Origin of the sequence: Paenibacillus sp. ACRSA (assembly GCF_022346845.1) — a bacterium.
In the GTDB taxonomy this organism is placed as follows: Bacteria; Bacillota; Bacilli; order Paenibacillales; family Paenibacillaceae; genus Paenibacillus.
On sequence record NZ_JAKRNP010000009.1, the window covers coordinates 74,691 to 90,271 of the forward strand.

Consider the following 15,581-nt stretch of genomic DNA (forward strand, 5'->3'; position numbering starts at 1 on the left):
GTTGAACTTAACGGATCTAAGAAATGACTCTAACTTGATCGAGAATTCGACAAACGTATGACTTTGAAATGCAAACCATGGTCAGGGATCGGGGGAAACTACAGTTACTTCGGTTCCTCGTCCATTATATAGACGAACGTATTAACATATTGGAGGAGATTATTCTATGAGTACACATATTGGAGCAAAACCTGGAGATATTGCTGAAACGATTCTTTTGCCAGGAGATCCGTTGCGCGCAAAATACATTGCTGACACATATCTTGAAGACGTTGTGTGTTACAACGAGGTTCGCGGTATGCTCGGCTTCACAGGTACATATCAAGGGCACCGCATTTCGGTGCAAGGTTCAGGGATGGGGATTCCGTCCTTTGCTATCTATGCAAATGAATTGATTAGTGAATATGGTGTGAAAAACTTGATTCGTGTAGGAACTTGCGGCGGAATGCAGGAGCATGTACGTGTACGTGACGTTATCCTTGCACAAGCAGCATGCACAGATTCAAGTATGAATAAACACGTATTCGGTGGATATGACTTCTCACCAATTGCTACATTCTCATTGCTCAAAGAAGCATATGACCGTGCTACAGCTAAAGGGATGAAGATTCACGTCGGTAACGTCTTCAGTTCCGATTCTTTCTATCGCGACGACCGTTCCGTAACAGAGAAATTGATGAAACATGGCGTGCTTGGCGTAGAAATGGAAACAACAGCATTGTACACCATTGCTGCCAAGTTCGGTGTTAACGCACTTACAATCCTAACTGTAAGCGACCACTTGCTCACAGGCGAAGAAACCTCAGCAGAAGAGCGCCAAAAAACGTTCAATGACATGATGGTTGTTGCTCTGGACACAGCAATTACTTTGTAAAAGAACAATCCATTGTCAGTACGCATACCGCACAAAGGTTTACTGCACCAATAATAATTTGATTTTATCGAAACTTTTGTTTGGAGCAGGGAGTGGAGGCAATGGAATCGATTCTGAAGAAGCGGAGCGTTCGCCTTTGTCTTCACATTTCAACCTCATATGAGGTGATTCAGAGAAATGTAAAGACAACAGCGATCGAAAGAACGATCCATTGCCGGAACGGACTCCGCACTAAGTGTTCTGTAAAATCAACATACACAAGGAGAGAGCATCATGAGAATGGTAGACATTATCGCCAAGAAACGTGACGGAAAAGAATTAACAACAGAAGAGATTGATTTCGTCGTTCAAGGATACACACAAGGAGAGATTCCAGACTATCAAGTTAGCGCATGGGCGATGGCTGTATTTTTCAAAGATATGACGGACAAAGAGCGTGCAGATCTGACGATGTCGATGGTGAATTCGGGTGAAACGATTGACCTGTCTGCCATTGAAGGCATCAAAGTAGACAAGCACTCCACAGGTGGCGTCGGCGATACAACAACGCTTGTACTGGCGCCGCTCGTAGCCGCGCTTGATGTGCCCGTTGCCAAAATGTCCGGTCGTGGACTTGGTCACACAGGTGGAACAACAGATAAGCTCGAATCCGTTGCTGGTTTTCACGTGGAGCTTGAAAAAGAAGAGTTCATTCGACTCGTTAACGAACACAAGGTAGCGGTAATCGGACAAAGTGGTAACCTTACGCCTGCGGATAAGAAGCTATATGCTTTGCGTGACGTAACAGCTACTGTTAACTCCATTCCACTGATCGCCAGCTCCATTATGAGTAAGAAAATCGCTGCAGGTGCGGATGCGATCGTATTAGATGTGAAAACGGGTGCTGGTGCATTTATGAAAACAGCAGAAGATGCCAAAGAACTCGCACATGCGATGGTGAGCATTGGTAACAATGTTGGACGTAAAACGATGGCCGTGATCTCTGACATGTCCCAACCGTTGGGGCTGGCTATTGGTAATGCACTTGAAGTAAAAGAAGCGATTCTTACACTGCAAGGTAAAGGGCCTAAAGATCTGGAAGAGCTGTGTCTGGCACTTGGACGCCAAATGGTATTCCTCGCTGGCAAAGCAGACTCTCTTGAGCAAGCTGAAGAGAAATTGAAAGAAGTCATCCAGAACGGTAAAGCACTGGAGAAATTCAAACACTTCTTAGCCAATCAAGGCGGAGATGCTTCTGTCGTGGATCATCCAGATCGATTGCCACAAGCTCAATACCTTATTGAGGTGCCAGCAGATCAAGACGGTTTCGTATCAGGAATCGTTGCGGATGAGATTGGTACAGCTGCGATGCTGCTTGGTGCGGGCCGTGCAACCAAAGAGTCCGAGATCGATCTGGCTGTTGGTCTGATGTTGAACAAAAAAGTGGGTGACCCTGTCAAAGCAGGCGAATCACTCGTAACGATCCACGCTAATCGTGAAGATGTGGCGGATGTAATCGCGAAGATTAAAGAAAATATTACGATTGCAGATAAAGCGGATGCCCCAGTATTGGTGCATGATATCGTAACCGAATAGTTTAAAACTCAATCAGCCGAGTATGCGGTTGAGCATGCAACCCCCGAATCTATGGTTGACATAGGTACGGGGGTTGTTTTCTTTTACAGAACAAGAATACGTTTATCTTGTTTCCGCTATGTCATTTTTTATTTACGTAAACATCAGGATTTGAGATAATATTAGAGTTATATTTTACCTTTTAAGGAGGGAAGAAGTAGGCTAGATAACAAGATTCAAATGTTCCTGAGGTTTTAAATGTGTAGAGTTTCATGAAGTACATACGAGTAGGAGGAGTTTACGTTGTTTAGCAAATCTCAGCAAAAGCTTGTTAAAAGATCAAGTATTGTATTAAGTATCATGATTCTACTATTCGCATCAACAGTGCAATTCAAGGCTGAAGCAGCAAGTTCTAATTTTGCCCCAGGTGAACTGGAAGCGGGCGCAATCATGCAATGGGGTGGAACCGTGCTTCTGGCAGCTGCGGAGAATGCAACGAATATCGATCCTAGTATTATGGAGCAGGTGCATCACTTTGGACAACAGGCATGGCAAGATGCCGATGCAACGACGAAATCTGAGATTACGTCTTCCATTGACGGTTACAATGATTTATGGGGAACAAATAGAAAGTACAGTCTACAATGGTCATCGGATGCACAAATGTATCTGGTGAACAAATGGAATGAATATTTTGGTGCAGGTGCGCGGATTAATGATGCCAACCATACAATAGAAAAGGTAGCTACAATTAATTCAATTATTGTCCCTTCTACAGTAAAAACTACAAACCGGCCAGGAGAAACTAAATATGATCTTGGTACGTTTATGAGTGGCGTGATGCACTATGTATATAGTGTACATACAGATATGTACGGGAAGATACAGTTAAGCACATATCCTCATCGGACGATTTGGCCAAGCACTCTCACAACACAGCAATTTCCCAATGCATTTGCAGCTTATAGATCAGCAGTCAAAGAATTAGATATGACATCGACTTACCAGACAGTCATGCCTATTTTCGTAGATAACAGCACAGAGCAGAGCATTCAGTATAATCCTTTAGCTGTACCTAGCAACTTCCCAACGAGAATAACGATTCCAGCTCTGAAAGGAATTGTGAATGGTCAAGGTATAATTACAACACTCGAGAAACCGAACATTGGTCGAGTGGGCAATAGTCTCACTGGAGAGATCGCCATTAGTTACCCTACATACATTGGAGATACAGGTACGTTCACTGATGCGGATGCTGTAACTCGTATGCCTTCTGAAGCACCGGTTGACAATGGTGGGAGCGGTAACGGTGATGGAAGCTCGAATGACACACTCTCTTACTCTCCACTAGATCTGTTTGTATACAAAGCCATGCTGCAATTTATCCAAGAATATCGGGATAATCAATCCAATAGTTTGGATCAGCTTTTGGAGTATATGAAGTTAAACGATTCTGGAAAGCCTGCCAACACGCAAGCCTGGAATGGTTGGTTGAATAGCTTCTCCCAATAAAGATGTACAGTGCAATAATTGTGTACAGAAGAAAACACACTATTAACGTATAGTGTGTTTTTTGCATTTCATATTTACCGTTGCACATTCCGTTCAAAGCTGAAAGGAACGCTCCGTTAGTTGTCATTCCGTTTCTCATACGCCAACACCGAATCTGCACTTGTGTAAATGTATGGAGTGGATGGCTCGGATACAGGGGTAACCTGTGTAGCCCGTATCTCAATGGTGTCTTTGCCATCTACTTGGGCAGAACCAATTGTGCCGTTAATCTGCACCCAACTATCCGTTGGGAAGGTATTTGCGTTTTCAATATGAATCATTACGCCAAATGGCGCAGCATCCGCTGGACAGCACATGACAAGAAATCGTCCTAATGCAAAATGAGATTCATGCTCCATACTTTTGTCACGATATACGAATCCTGTTAACGATATTTCTTTACCTGCGAATTGGCGCTGAAACATGTCGATCGTACCAAGCGTTTCGGAGAAAACCTCAGGATAGACCTGGATAACCGGCTCTACATATAATTTCTCGGCTAAGTCGGCAAATTCTCTACTATACTCATCTGGAGGAATAAATTGTACGTCAGCTGTGGATGCCGTCGTAACCGTTGGCTGTTGTTGGCTAAGATCCTGCACGTTTAGTTTTGCTGTGGAATCAGGCAAAGGCTCCTTTCGCCGAATCTCCGGAGGCGCATAGGTGAGCGACATTCCCTTCTGGCTCGCCATAGAGCTACCCAAAGCCTGATCTGGCAGTAGGAAGCCAAATATCAAGGGAAGGGCAATTAAGCCGTACAGGGCCGAACTACGGACAAAGCCCGCAGGCGGTGGGTGTTCACAGTCGCAATGCACCTCACTTCTACTGAAAAGACCATGCCACGCCATTATGATGGCAATAAATAAAAAGGGAATCGGACAGCATAACAACAGCTTCTGCATTGTAGGCGCCAAGTAATAATGAAGAGAATCACTTGAATTCAGGTGGAAAATATAGAAAGCAATTCCCCCCATCCAGCTTGCACGAATCAGACTGTGCCATTGAATGTTATTTGGCTTCGAGAACATTTTTCTCGTCATCGTATGACCTGGATTGTACATCTCGTCGTCACCTCTTTTATTGATGGATCCTATTCATACAATTAGGTTCATGCCAGCATATTAATCAACCATGACCCGGCAAATACAAGTGTAATGATGGCTAAACTTAGTCCAATTACGAAACGAGTTCGGAAGGTTGAGAGCAACATTAATGTACTTTTGAAATCAAGCATTGGGCCGAGTACAAGGAAGGAAACTAATGAACCTAGTGCGAACGTATGCGAGAACGCTGAAGCTACAAAAGCATCTGATGTCGAGCACAAGGATAGTACATAGGCAAAACCCATCATGAAAACATAGGAAGCCACAGGACCGTTACCAAGGGAGATCAGATCACTTCGGCTAATAAAAGTCTGGATACAGGCGGTAATCAAGGCACCAATCACCAAATACTTGCTCATATCCACGAATTCGTCTCCAGCATGAATGAAGAAGCTCCGCCAATTTTTAACATGATTGTGTTCATGAGAATGGTCATGTGTATGTGGTTGAGCCATCTTAAAACCAGGATGTGTCTTCACTTCGGTAATGGTTGTTTTTGGTGTACGGAGAGGGTTACGACGAGCGAACACATACACTAGACCACCCACGGAAGCTGCCACAGCAAATGCAAGCCCCATACGTGCAATCGTGATCTCAGGATGAGAGGGAAATGCAAGCAAGGTAGCTGTAAATACAATGGGATTCACCACGGGTCCACTCAGAATAAAGGTAACCGCAATGTAAGCTGGCATGCCTTTATGCATTAGTCGCCGCACGACGGGGATCATACCGCACTCACAGATCGGAAAGACAATACCTAATAGTCCAGCAACGAGCACTCCGCCAATGGGGTTTTTGGGTGTGAGCCTGCGTACCATTTCTTCAGAAACAAACCATTGCATTAGCGATGACAGGAGTACCCCCATTAGTAGAAAAGGGGCAGCCTCTAAGAAAATACTGACGAAAACGGTTTTCATATTTTGCATAGTTTCGCTATTCCAAGCAGCTCTGAGATCAGGAGCCATCGTAATTAGTACAGGAACTAGAAAGGCACAAGGGATAAGGAACGTTAAGAGCTTCATATTGGCTGCCATCTTCATCAGTAACAGACCTCCACAACTGAGACTTTGCTAGAATATATGCTTGTACGTGCAGGGACATACATCATTTGTGAGCCCTAATCAACAAATTTACGATTAATGACCGTTAGATTGCCATAGTGTTGACAAGCTATACACAAATACGATATATTGCTTTATGTTGTTAATCGTAATAATTACGATTAAGTTGAATTAAAGTACACTAGACTAATTAAAAGGTTTACGTGTGCGTAGTAAAAGACCCATTAGATTGGAGGAAGCAGAGATGTCGGAACAACAAATAAAAGAAAAGGTGCCCGTAACCGTCCTAAGCGGATATTTGGGCGCAGGCAAAACAACGTTGCTCAATCACGTACTGCATAATCGAGAGGGTATGCGTGTGGCGGTCATTGTAAACGATCTTAGTGAGGTTAACATTGATGCTGGGTTAATTCGGGATGGCGGAGGGTTATCCCGTATAGACGAGAAGCTCGTAGAGATGTCTAATGGCTGCATCTGCTGCACATTGCGGGAGGATCTGCTAAAAGAGGTAGAACGACTTGCACTGGATGGTTCATTTGACTACATATTGATCGAATCCACGGGCATAGGCGAGCCTGTACCTGTTGCCCAGACGTTTACGTATATCGATGAGGAGCTTGGTATAGATCTCACGCAATTTACTCGTCTGGATACGATGGTAACGGTTGTGGATGCAGCTCAGTTCTGGCGTGACTTTTACTCAAAGGAAACGCTGAAGGATCGTGGACAGGAAGCAGGCGAGGACGACGTTCACGGAATCGTACATCTACTGACGGATCAGGTTGAATTCTGTGATGTCCTTATTCTCAACAAATGCGATTTAGCGACAGAAGAAGAACTGTCTAAGCTTGAAAAAGCACTGCATGCGATGCAACCGGAAGCCAAATTGATCCGCACGACACAAGGTCAGATTGATCCGCATGAAATATTGAACACAGGCCGATTTGATTTTGAAAAAGCAAGTCAGTCTGCCGGTTGGATTCGTGAACTGATGAAAGAAGAACATACTCCCGAGACAGAGGAATACGGCATTCATTCTTTTGTATATCACCGTAAACGTCCTTTTCACCCAGAACGCTTACTTCATTGGATTGCCAAGTGGCCAAATACGATAGTGCGTTCCAAAGGCTTGATGTGGCTGGCTACGCGAAACCATATGGCAATCTCTTTCAGTCATGCCGGCACATCGAAGCAGCTCTCGCCAGCAGGTATATGGGTAGGTGCGATGAGTGAAGAGGAGCGGCAGTTACATTTTGGCGACACGTTGCCAGCTATTCCAGACTGGGATGATAAGTGGGGCGACAGAGTAACCAAACTTGTATTTATCGGCATTGATATGAACCGGGTAGAGATTGAGCGTACGCTCGACGAGACACTTCTAACCGAAGAAGAGATGCATATGAATTGGAGAGAGCTGAAAGATCCTTTTCCACAGTGGAGTAGAAGCTGAAGTCTTGACAAAAGAAAAGGCATAAGCTAGTATCATTAAATAGTAATAATTACGATTAGATAAGAGGAGGCAACAACCATGAGAGTCATTGTTACATTAGCCTGCACTGAGTGCGGAGATCGCAACTATACAACGACGAAGAATAAGCGTAACCATCCCGAGCGCCTTGAGATGAAGAAGTATTCACCACGTTTGAAGAAGATGACGATTCACCGAGAAACACGTTAATTTTTTTTGTCTTTTTTACATCGTAATAATTACGAAAAGAGGAAGAATCATGATACTATCCTCCATGCGTGATGTCGTGTTTGGATATGGTAAAGAACCTGTCATTGATCAACTGTCGTTAGATATTCATGTGGGAGAATTCGTAGGTATTACAGGCCCCAATGGTTCTGCGAAGACAACCATGCTGAAATTGCTGCTAGGGCTGCTTAAGCCCTGGAGCGGTTCGGTTCATATGAACATTCAGAATATCCGCGGTAAAAAGTTAGAGATCGGCTATGTGCCTCAACAGGTGGCATCATTCAATAGCGGTTTTCCCAGCACCGTGATTGAATTGGTACGATCAGGATGTTATCGCAAGCTTGGGCTATTTCGTAGATTTACTGCCGAACAGGAAGCAATTGTTGAGCGCAGTCTTCGTGAAGTGGGCATGTGGGAATACAGGAATACGCGAGTAGGCGAACTGTCCGGGGGACAGAAGCAGCGTATCTGTATTGCACGAGCTCTGGCAGGACAGCCGCAAGTTCTTGTATTAGATGAACCGACAACGGGGATGGATCGACGCAGTCGGGAAGGCTTCTATGACTTGATGCGCCACTACGCAGATGTTCATGGCCTGACCATCATAATGGTTACACATGGCCTGGAAGAGATGGGCAACCGATTAGATCGAACGATTACGTTGGAGCGCCAAGAAAGTGAGGAATGGCAGTGTTTGAGTACGAATTCATGCAGCGTGCCTTTTGGGCAGGTGGATTAATAGGCATCATTGCTCCCATCTTGGGGGTCTACCTCATGCTTCGAAGACAGGTGCTAATGGCTGATACATTATCCCATGTGTCGCTAGCGGGCGTGGCGCTTGGTTCGGTTATGAATCTGAATCTAGTTATCAGTGGCTTCGCCGTTGCGGTCATTGGTGCATTGCTGGTTGAACAATTGCGGAGAAGTTATCGAACTTATAGTGAGGTTCCTGTCGCCATTATTATGACATCAGGACTTGCACTTGCCGTTGTACTTATGAGTTTGCAAACGAATCTGTCCAAAACCTTCAGTTCCTATCTGTTCGGTTCAATTGTTGCTGTCAGTAATATTCAGCTACTGATGATGGTCGTGGTATGTGTTATTGGTTTAGCCTTTTTCATTGTTCTTCGAAGACCACTATACAATTTAACGTTTGATGAAGAGACGGCCTCTATCGGTGGCGTTCAGGTTAAAGGGTTATCGTTCGCATTTGCCGTTCTGACAGGAATGACAGTTGCAGCAGCTATGCCTATTGTTGGTGTGTTGCTCGTATCTGCACTCATTGTGCTGCCAGCAGCACTCGCACTAAGAGTATCACGCAGTTTTGCTACAGCGATTGTTATTGCTGTGGTCACAGGACTTATCGGAATTTTTAGCGGTTTGACAACTTCTTATCATTTGAACACACCACCGGGAGGTACGATTGCACTAATCCTGTTGGTACTTCTATTGACTGGAATATCAGCGCAAAAGCTGGTTTCACTATATAACCGTAAACGTCACCGCGTAGCAAAAACACAACAAAGAGCAATACTATCTATCCATTCAAAGGAGAATATATAAAATGAAATTCAGCAAAACAGCAGCATTTGGACTTTTTTTCAGCCTCGCACTCGTTGTGGCAGGTTGTGGGCAGACGAAATCAGCTTCGGAGACAGATCCTTCTACAGCTAGTACTCCAGCAGCAACGGAAAGTAAATTAAACGTACAAGTAAGCTTCTATCCGATGTATGAATTCACCAAAAATGTCGCAGGCGACCTAGCAGATGTACATACACTTGTTCCAGCTGGTATGGAGCCTCATGATTGGGAGCCAACACCTCAAGACATGGCTAGCATTGAGAAAGCAGATGTGCTTGTATACAATGGAGCTGGAATGGAGTCTTGGATTGATCAGGTTAAGGACAGTTTGAGTAATGACAAACTAGTTCAAGTCGAAGCAAGCAAAGGCATCAACCTGCTTGAAGGCGGAGAGCACGACCACAATCATGGTAGTGAAGGCACGGCAGAAGAGCATAACCACGATCATGACCATGCAGACGAAGCTTCTACGGAGGAGCATGACCACGATCATGATCATGCGAATGAGGGGACAACAGAAGAGCATGATCACAATCACGACCATGCTGATACAGCTACTACAGAAGAACATGATCATGACCATGACCATGGAGACGAAACAGCTACTGAGGAGCATGCTCATAGCCACAGTCATGATCACGGTGGACTTGATCCACACGTATGGTTGTCACCGGCATTAGCGATACAAGAAGTACGTAATATCGAAGCGGGCTTAACAGAAGCTGCGCCAGAGCACGCTGAACAATTCAAACAAAATGCGGATGCGTACGTAGCTAAACTAGAAGCATTGGATACCGATTTCAAGGCAGCTGTCACAGATAGCAAGCGAAAAGACTTTATTACGCAGCATGCTGCTTTTGGATATCTTGCACAGGAGTATGGATTGCAGCAAGTACCTATCGCAGGCTTGTCTCCTGAACAGGAACCATCCGCAGCACAGATGGCATCCGTAATCGATTTTGCAAAGGAACATCAGGTAAAAACGATTTTCTTCGAAACGCTCGTTTCTTCTAAAGTATCTGAGACAATTGCAAATGAAGTGGGAGCGAAGACGGCTGTCTTGAACCCAATTGAAGGATTGACCGAGGAAGAGATTTCAGCAGGAATGGATTACATTAGCGTAATGAGACAGAACTTAGAAGCCTTGAAGCTCGCGCTAAACGAATAAACATCGGATTTGATGCACGTTAATGAAAGAGGTACAATAATACAATAAGCTGAGGAAGGCACGTGATGTCATTCCTTTGCCGACTGGCGAAGCAGAGAGCACAGGGATGTGCTCTCTTCGTTGTCTAAGGCAACCGGATATGAAGCGGGAGTAGGGGGAACCTTTTATGAGTATTGATCCAGAACTAGATGTAACAGAAGCAAGTCTACACCACGATATAAGCGGATCTGATTCCACAGTGACCAGCATGCACGCCACAACTCAGGCGAGTGCAGATCAAGAAGAGCTTCTGAGTGACCAGCCTGCTCACCTATGGCGAAGACGTAAGTTAGAATTAATGTCTTGGACAGAGCGGGATAAACAGACGGTAATTCCAAAAAGGACGACCCTGTGGAATGGGGTAGAGGTCGATGTCGAGCTTGGTGAGGCACTTACTCTGCTTCAGCATGCAGGGATTGCTACAGAGTTTTCTTGTGCAGGTGTAAGTCCTTTGGATGAACCTATCGATCACTCCCTCTATGCGTATGTTACACTAGTGAAAAGTGAAACAGCAGATCGATTCGTCCAATACGCGATACAGAATATGCGTCATAGACTTCTGGTTACATTGGAGACAGGCAGTGGGCGTTATGATCTATCTTCCTTTTTCATAGGACACAATCGCAGCTTCTGTTGGTGGATGCAGCAATGTGCCGCTCATTTTATGAAAGGAAACGATTAACTCTTCTATAACGTAATATACGGAGAAGTCTAACTATTGATCATTTTTCTGTGGCAAGGGAGGTGAGACGGTACTTGAATAAATGGCTCAAAACAATCTTGTTTCTAATCGTCTCTGTGTTTCTGACACGATTTATTCCATTCTCATCTTTATTTCGAAACCTCGATACGATGATTCACGAGTTCGGTCATGCGGTGGCGACGTTATTGTTATCGGGCAAAGTATTACGGATTGAACTGTACGCGGATCATAGCGGAGTCACCTATTCCACCATGCTCACGCCAGGGCGGTCCATTATTGTGTCCTTAGCAGGCTATATCTCTGCATCATTGTTCGCCTGGTTGTTGTTTTATCTATATCGGAAAGGACGACACATGTGGGGTCTGGGCATTATTACAGCAATAGCCCTTGTATCCCTGCTGCTCTATGTAAGAGGAGAGTTTGGCATGTTGTGGCTTACCGGTTTTATTGCCTTAAACGTGGTCATTATGATCTTTGGTGCCAAAATCGTGAAGTTCTACTACCTATTCCTCGCATTCCTAACCTTAGAAGAGTCTGTCTTGACTGCAATGTATGTAGGATTACTATCCTGGACACAGCCTTCTAGAGCAGGTGATGCAGCTAATCTGGCACAGCAAACGTTCATGCCTGCGATGTTCTGGGGAACATTATTCGCCTTGTTTGCACTCTGGTGTGCCAAAGGCGCATTAGCGTTATTTTTCCGGAAAGAAAGTAATAGTGGCCGAACATCGCGTTCTCGTGGTTTAAGTAAGTAAATGCTGGACAAAATGAAAGGGGCTCCCGTTTTCTGGGAAGTCCCTTTTTGCGTTACATCCATAGTTAGTCCCCTATGTTATCCCACAAGACATAAAAATAATAAATCTCTTCTAGGAGTGACTGATCATCTTGCGCAGCAACGCCACCCTTGATTCTAGCGAGCGTACCTAAAATATCATAAATGGTTTCACGCTCGACGCTGAACTGGATGCGGTTTACAATGTGATCCCACGCGTTCATGGCATAATCTGCTTCAGACTTGGCTTCACGCCATTGCTTGTTCTGCACTTGCTTCTCTAGTGACTGTATCGACTCTAATAAACGATCCTCCGTACCGAAAGGCCTTTTAAGAAATGATCCAGATGCGAGAATAGCACAGAACAAAATAATTAAGGTAATTGGAACAATGTATAGCAACCAGAATCGTGTTTTCATTCAAGCCCTCCTGCATCGGTATGAACGGAGCGTTCTGTTCGTAAAGTTTGAAATAGAGCGGGAAAGAGGTTGTCTTAGAAAGGGCCTTCGTAATCTCCCATATCTGTTTTCTCGGAGAAATGATCGTGGAAGAGATCGATGTAGAGTTTGTCGTTCGGCAAAATCGCGGCAAATGCAATGTCCTGAATCGTCAGCTTTTCCCGTTTTAATTGCTCAGTTAACCAGTTTATATCTTTGTGACGTTCCTCCAGGTTTTGTTTAATTAGAACGCCGTCAATGATTAATTCGGTCATCAACCGGCTTTTTGGTGGGTGCAGATTCATATCTTTTGCTGTCAGTGGTTGATGTTCAGGTTGGAGTACAACCGAGATACTCCCATCTGGCTCCAAGATCGCGTAGCTAAGAGTGGTAATATCGAATACATCCTTCTGCCGAAGCATCATGGTCAATTCATCGAACTTAACCCTCATTTTTTTCAGGTTTTGTTCAAGGATTTTGCCATCCTGTATGACCAAAGTGGGATCAGAGTCCAGCAATTTCGTAATGGTACGATTCTTTAGTGTTATATATTGAAAGATGATAGTGACAATCGTGAATATGGTTAGTGCCACAAAATGAATCCATGCCTTCGACGATAAATCTGTCGCAAACGTTCCTGCAATGGAACCAATCGTAATGCCGTTAATGTAATCAAAGTAGGTTAAATTGCCCATCTGCTGCTTACCTAAAACTCTGGTATAGATCATCAGCGTCAGAAATGCAATTATGGAACGTACTGCAACGACCCATGTTTCTTCCATCATGTCGTGTTCACCAGCCTTCACTTCATCCAATAATCAGCAGATTTGAATGTCCTACAGGTTCGTAGAGAAGTGTCATAGCTTTAGCACTTTTCTTAGAACTATAACAAGTTTTTCCTACGTTATTGGATATTATTCGAAATGAGGAAGTGCAGGAACGAAGCATGAAAAATCCGAAGTGGGATGAGCACCCAACTTCGGATTATATGAAGAAAGAATTATTAAATTAGCCTGTTTACCACCACCGAGATGAGTAGAAGAGGCCTACACGCCAGCATAAGCCATAAATCCGCCATCCACCGGAATAACGGTGCCCGTGACGAAGCCAGACTGACGTTCATCCGCGAGCCACATCAATGTGCCAAGTAGATCCTCCGGTTTGCCGAAACGACGCATTGGTGTATGTGCAATAATTTTGCTAGAACGTTCGGTAGGTGAGCCATCGGGCTGCAATAACAAATTACGGTTCTGTTCTGTGAGGAAGAATCCTGGTGCAATCGCATTTACGCGTATTCCAGATTCAGCTAGGTGCACAGCGAGCCATTGTGTGAAGTTGTTAATCGCTGCCTTAGCTGCACTATACGCTGGAACTTTGGTCATAGGAGAAGGGGCACTCATCGATGAAATGTTAATGACGGTTGCCGGGGCATCCCGTTCCACCATCTGTCTTGCAAAAATCTGTGTAGGAATAAGAGAGCCGACAAAATTGAGATCCATGACCTGACGGAAACCCTCTACACTGACGTCAAAAAAAGTCGTAACATCGGCTTGGTCTAGATCTTCAAGTTTGAAAATCTCGTTCGTTGTATTGGCACTGGCGTTATTGCCACCAGCACCGTTAATCAGAATGTCACAGGGACCCAGCTGTTCAAGCACTGCCGCGGCAGCGACCTGCACACTATCTGCCTGAGTAACATCACAAGACACTGCAATCGCAGTACCTCCAGCAGCTTCGATCGAAGCGACGACGGCTTCTCCCTTAGATACAGTACGATTAAGTATAGCTACTTTGGCGCCATGGCGAGCAAGCTCTTCAGCCATTGAACGACACAACACACCAGCGCCTCCTGTTATGACAGCGACTTTCCCCTCCAATCGAGAGGTTCGCTTACCGATGAAGTCACTCATATTTTTGCCCTCCTCTGTAGAGAATCCCACACGCCCCAAAGGTACATAATGCCCATCGCACGGTCATAGAGTCCGTATCCCGGTCTGCATTGCTCACCCCATAAATGACGTCCATGATCTGGTCTGGCATACCCTTCATACCCAATATCATGATAGGCCTCGACGATACCTGCGATATCGACATTGCCGTCTTGACTACGGTGAGAGGTCTCAATGAAGTCCCCATTGTCATAGACCCTAACATTACGAATATGGGCAAAAGGAATACGATTCTTGAATTCATGGATCATTCCGATGATGTCATTATCTAGATTAGCTCCAAGCGAACCACTGCATAAAGTCACACAGTTACTTGGGCTATCATATAGTTCAAGATATTTTCTTACATTATCCTGATTAATTATAATCTTAGGCAGACCAAAGATTGGCCAAGGTGGATCATCCGGGTGAATAGCCATTTTTATGCCTAATTGTTCAGCGGTGGGGATGATCTCCTGCAAGAAATAACGAGCATTTTCCCACATATCATCTTCTGTTACATCTTTATAGGCTTCAAAAAGTCCTGTTAAATACTGTAAGCGTTCAGGTTCCCAGCCTGGCATTGTTAATGAAGAATTCTCTGTAATGTTACGAACGAGCTCCAACGGCTCGATATTAGCGATCCTGCTATTCTCGTAGAAGAGGGCAGTGGAGCCGTCCTCCAATTCCTTATGAAGATCCGTACGTAGCCAGTCAAAGATGGGCATGAAATTATAACAAATCACCTTAACACCGACTTGAGCTAGCTTTTCCATCGTTTTTTTATAATTGGTAATGTATTGATCACGACTTGGTAGACCTAATTTGATATCTTCATGCACGTTAACACTTTCGACCACGTCCAAATGTAATCCAGCTTGATCTGCAGCAGCTTTTACTGCCAAAATTTTGTCCATCGGCCACTCATCACCTGCTGGCACATCATGCAATGCCCACACAATGCCTTCAACACCCGGAATTTGCCGGATGTGATCCAACGATACCGTATCATTGCCTTCGCCAAACCAGCGAAAAACCATTTTCATTACGTTCACCTCATCAAGTTTAGTAGGAAGCATGGTTGCATCATTACGCCAATGCTGTGCGAGCGATC

At 44.6% G+C, this 15,581-nt stretch carries 16 protein-coding genes; 10 read left to right on the forward strand and 6 right to left on the reverse strand.

Features of this window, described 5'->3' with window-relative positions:
• The first annotated feature begins 166 nt into the window (after positions 1-166).
• From deoD to MH215_RS22135, 3 genes are all read left to right on the forward strand, one after another.
• Entirely contained in the window at positions 167-874 is a 708-nt protein-coding gene (deoD, locus tag MH215_RS22125) for a purine-nucleoside phosphorylase (protein ID WP_056691414.1), read from the forward strand.
• A 273-nt stretch (positions 875-1,147) separates the two neighbouring features.
• On the forward strand, positions 1,148-2,449 hold the full coding sequence (locus MH215_RS22130; RefSeq protein ID WP_239293343.1) for a pyrimidine-nucleoside phosphorylase: 1,302 nt from the start codon (positions 1,148-1,150) through the stop codon (positions 2,447-2,449).
• A gap of 282 nt (positions 2,450-2,731) precedes the next feature.
• Entirely contained in the window at positions 2,732-3,940 is a 1,209-nt protein-coding gene (locus tag MH215_RS22135; RefSeq protein WP_239293344.1) for a hypothetical protein, read from the forward strand.
• A gap of 116 nt (positions 3,941-4,056) precedes the next feature.
• On the opposite strand, the gene MH215_RS22140 is transcribed toward MH215_RS22135, so the two are convergent.
• On the reverse strand, positions 4,057-5,040 hold the full coding sequence (locus MH215_RS22140; RefSeq protein WP_239293345.1) for a TIGR03943 family putative permease subunit: 984 nt from the start codon (positions 5,038-5,040) through the stop codon (positions 4,057-4,059).
• A 47-nt stretch (positions 5,041-5,087) separates the two neighbouring features.
• On the reverse strand, positions 5,088-6,122 hold the full coding sequence (locus MH215_RS22145; RefSeq protein WP_239293346.1) for a permease: 1,035 nt from the start codon (positions 6,120-6,122) through the stop codon (positions 5,088-5,090).
• A gap of 265 nt (positions 6,123-6,387) precedes the next feature.
• Between MH215_RS22145 and MH215_RS22150 the strand changes: the two genes are divergently transcribed.
• From MH215_RS22150 to MH215_RS22180, 7 genes are all read left to right on the forward strand, one after another.
• The gene (locus tag MH215_RS22150; protein ID WP_239293347.1) at positions 6,388-7,593 is read left to right on the forward strand and encodes a GTP-binding protein; all 1,206 of its coding nucleotides are present in this window, start codon (positions 6,388-6,390) and stop codon (positions 7,591-7,593) included.
• Positions 7,594-7,671: 78 nt separating this feature from the next.
• Positions 7,672-7,821: a 50S ribosomal protein L33 gene (rpmG, locus tag MH215_RS22155; RefSeq protein WP_036613813.1), complete on the forward strand. Its 150-nt coding sequence runs from the start codon at positions 7,672-7,674 to the stop codon at positions 7,819-7,821.
• A 49-nt stretch (positions 7,822-7,870) separates the two neighbouring features.
• Positions 7,871-8,578 (forward strand): metal ABC transporter ATP-binding protein, encoded by a 708-nt coding sequence (locus tag MH215_RS22160; protein ID WP_239293348.1) that lies wholly within the window; start codon positions 7,871-7,873, stop codon positions 8,576-8,578.
• Entirely contained in the window at positions 8,524-9,402 is an 879-nt protein-coding gene (locus tag MH215_RS22165; RefSeq protein ID WP_239293349.1) for a metal ABC transporter permease, read from the forward strand. The genes MH215_RS22160 and MH215_RS22165 overlap by 55 nt, the downstream gene beginning before the upstream one ends.
• A gap of 1 nt (position 9,403) precedes the next feature.
• Positions 9,404-10,588 (forward strand): metal ABC transporter substrate-binding protein, encoded by a 1,185-nt coding sequence (locus MH215_RS22170; protein ID WP_239293350.1) that lies wholly within the window; start codon positions 9,404-9,406, stop codon positions 10,586-10,588.
• 166 nt (positions 10,589-10,754) lie between these two features.
• A complete protein-coding gene (locus MH215_RS22175) occupies positions 10,755-11,309 on the forward strand; it encodes a hypothetical protein (protein ID WP_239293351.1) in 555 nt (184 codons plus the stop codon).
• A gap of 74 nt (positions 11,310-11,383) precedes the next feature.
• Positions 11,384-12,085: a M50 family metallopeptidase gene (locus MH215_RS22180; RefSeq protein ID WP_239293352.1), complete on the forward strand. Its 702-nt coding sequence runs from the start codon at positions 11,384-11,386 to the stop codon at positions 12,083-12,085.
• Positions 12,086-12,149: 64 nt separating this feature from the next.
• On the opposite strand, the gene MH215_RS22185 is transcribed toward MH215_RS22180, so the two are convergent.
• From MH215_RS22185 to uxuA, 4 genes are all read right to left on the reverse strand, one after another.
• On the reverse strand, positions 12,150-12,521 hold the full coding sequence (locus MH215_RS22185; RefSeq protein ID WP_239293353.1) for a DUF4363 family protein: 372 nt from the start codon (positions 12,519-12,521) through the stop codon (positions 12,150-12,152).
• Between the two features lie 74 nt (positions 12,522-12,595).
• Positions 12,596-13,324 (reverse strand): DUF421 domain-containing protein, encoded by a 729-nt coding sequence (locus MH215_RS22190; RefSeq protein ID WP_239293354.1) that lies wholly within the window; start codon positions 13,322-13,324, stop codon positions 12,596-12,598.
• A gap of 261 nt (positions 13,325-13,585) precedes the next feature.
• Positions 13,586-14,449: an SDR family oxidoreductase gene (locus MH215_RS22195; RefSeq protein WP_239293355.1), complete on the reverse strand. Its 864-nt coding sequence runs from the start codon at positions 14,447-14,449 to the stop codon at positions 13,586-13,588.
• On the reverse strand, positions 14,446-15,513 hold the full coding sequence (gene uxuA, locus MH215_RS22200; RefSeq protein WP_239293356.1) for a mannonate dehydratase: 1,068 nt from the start codon (positions 15,511-15,513) through the stop codon (positions 14,446-14,448). The genes MH215_RS22195 and uxuA overlap by 4 nt, the downstream gene beginning before the upstream one ends.
• Positions 15,514-15,581: the final 68 nt, after the last annotated feature.

What these genes read in the sequence shown, in the direction of transcription:
- MH215_RS22130 (WP_239293343.1), top strand. Translation starts at nt 1,148, where the DNA reads ATGAGAATGGTAGACATTATCGCCAAGAAACGTGACGGAAAAGAATTA.
- MH215_RS22160 (WP_239293348.1), top strand. Translation starts at nt 7,871, where the DNA reads ATGATACTATCCTCCATGCGTGATGTCGTGTTTGGATATGGTAAAGAA.
- MH215_RS22140 (WP_239293345.1), bottom strand. Translation starts at nt 5,040, where the DNA reads ATGTACAATCCAGGTCATACGATGACGAGAAAAATGTTCTCGAAGCCA.
- MH215_RS22145 (WP_239293346.1), bottom strand. Translation starts at nt 6,122, where the DNA reads ATGAAGATGGCAGCCAATATGAAGCTCTTAACGTTCCTTATCCCTTGT.
- MH215_RS22150 (WP_239293347.1), top strand. Translation starts at nt 6,388, where the DNA reads ATGTCGGAACAACAAATAAAAGAAAAGGTGCCCGTAACCGTCCTAAGC.
- MH215_RS22185 (WP_239293353.1), bottom strand. Translation starts at nt 12,521, where the DNA reads ATGAAAACACGATTCTGGTTGCTATACATTGTTCCAATTACCTTAATT.
- deoD (WP_056691414.1), top strand. Translation starts at nt 167, where the DNA reads ATGAGTACACATATTGGAGCAAAACCTGGAGATATTGCTGAAACGATT.
- MH215_RS22190 (WP_239293354.1), bottom strand. Translation starts at nt 13,324, where the DNA reads ATGATGGAAGAAACATGGGTCGTTGCAGTACGTTCCATAATTGCATTT.
- uxuA (WP_239293356.1), bottom strand. Translation starts at nt 15,513, where the DNA reads ATGAAAATGGTTTTTCGCTGGTTTGGCGAAGGCAATGATACGGTATCG.
- MH215_RS22165 (WP_239293349.1), top strand. Translation starts at nt 8,524, where the DNA reads ATGGCAGTGTTTGAGTACGAATTCATGCAGCGTGCCTTTTGGGCAGGT.
- MH215_RS22175 (WP_239293351.1), top strand. Translation starts at nt 10,755, where the DNA reads ATGAGTATTGATCCAGAACTAGATGTAACAGAAGCAAGTCTACACCAC.
- MH215_RS22195 (WP_239293355.1), bottom strand. Translation starts at nt 14,449, where the DNA reads ATGAGTGACTTCATCGGTAAGCGAACCTCTCGATTGGAGGGGAAAGTC.
- rpmG (WP_036613813.1), top strand. Translation starts at nt 7,672, where the DNA reads ATGAGAGTCATTGTTACATTAGCCTGCACTGAGTGCGGAGATCGCAAC.
- MH215_RS22170 (WP_239293350.1), top strand. Translation starts at nt 9,404, where the DNA reads ATGAAATTCAGCAAAACAGCAGCATTTGGACTTTTTTTCAGCCTCGCA.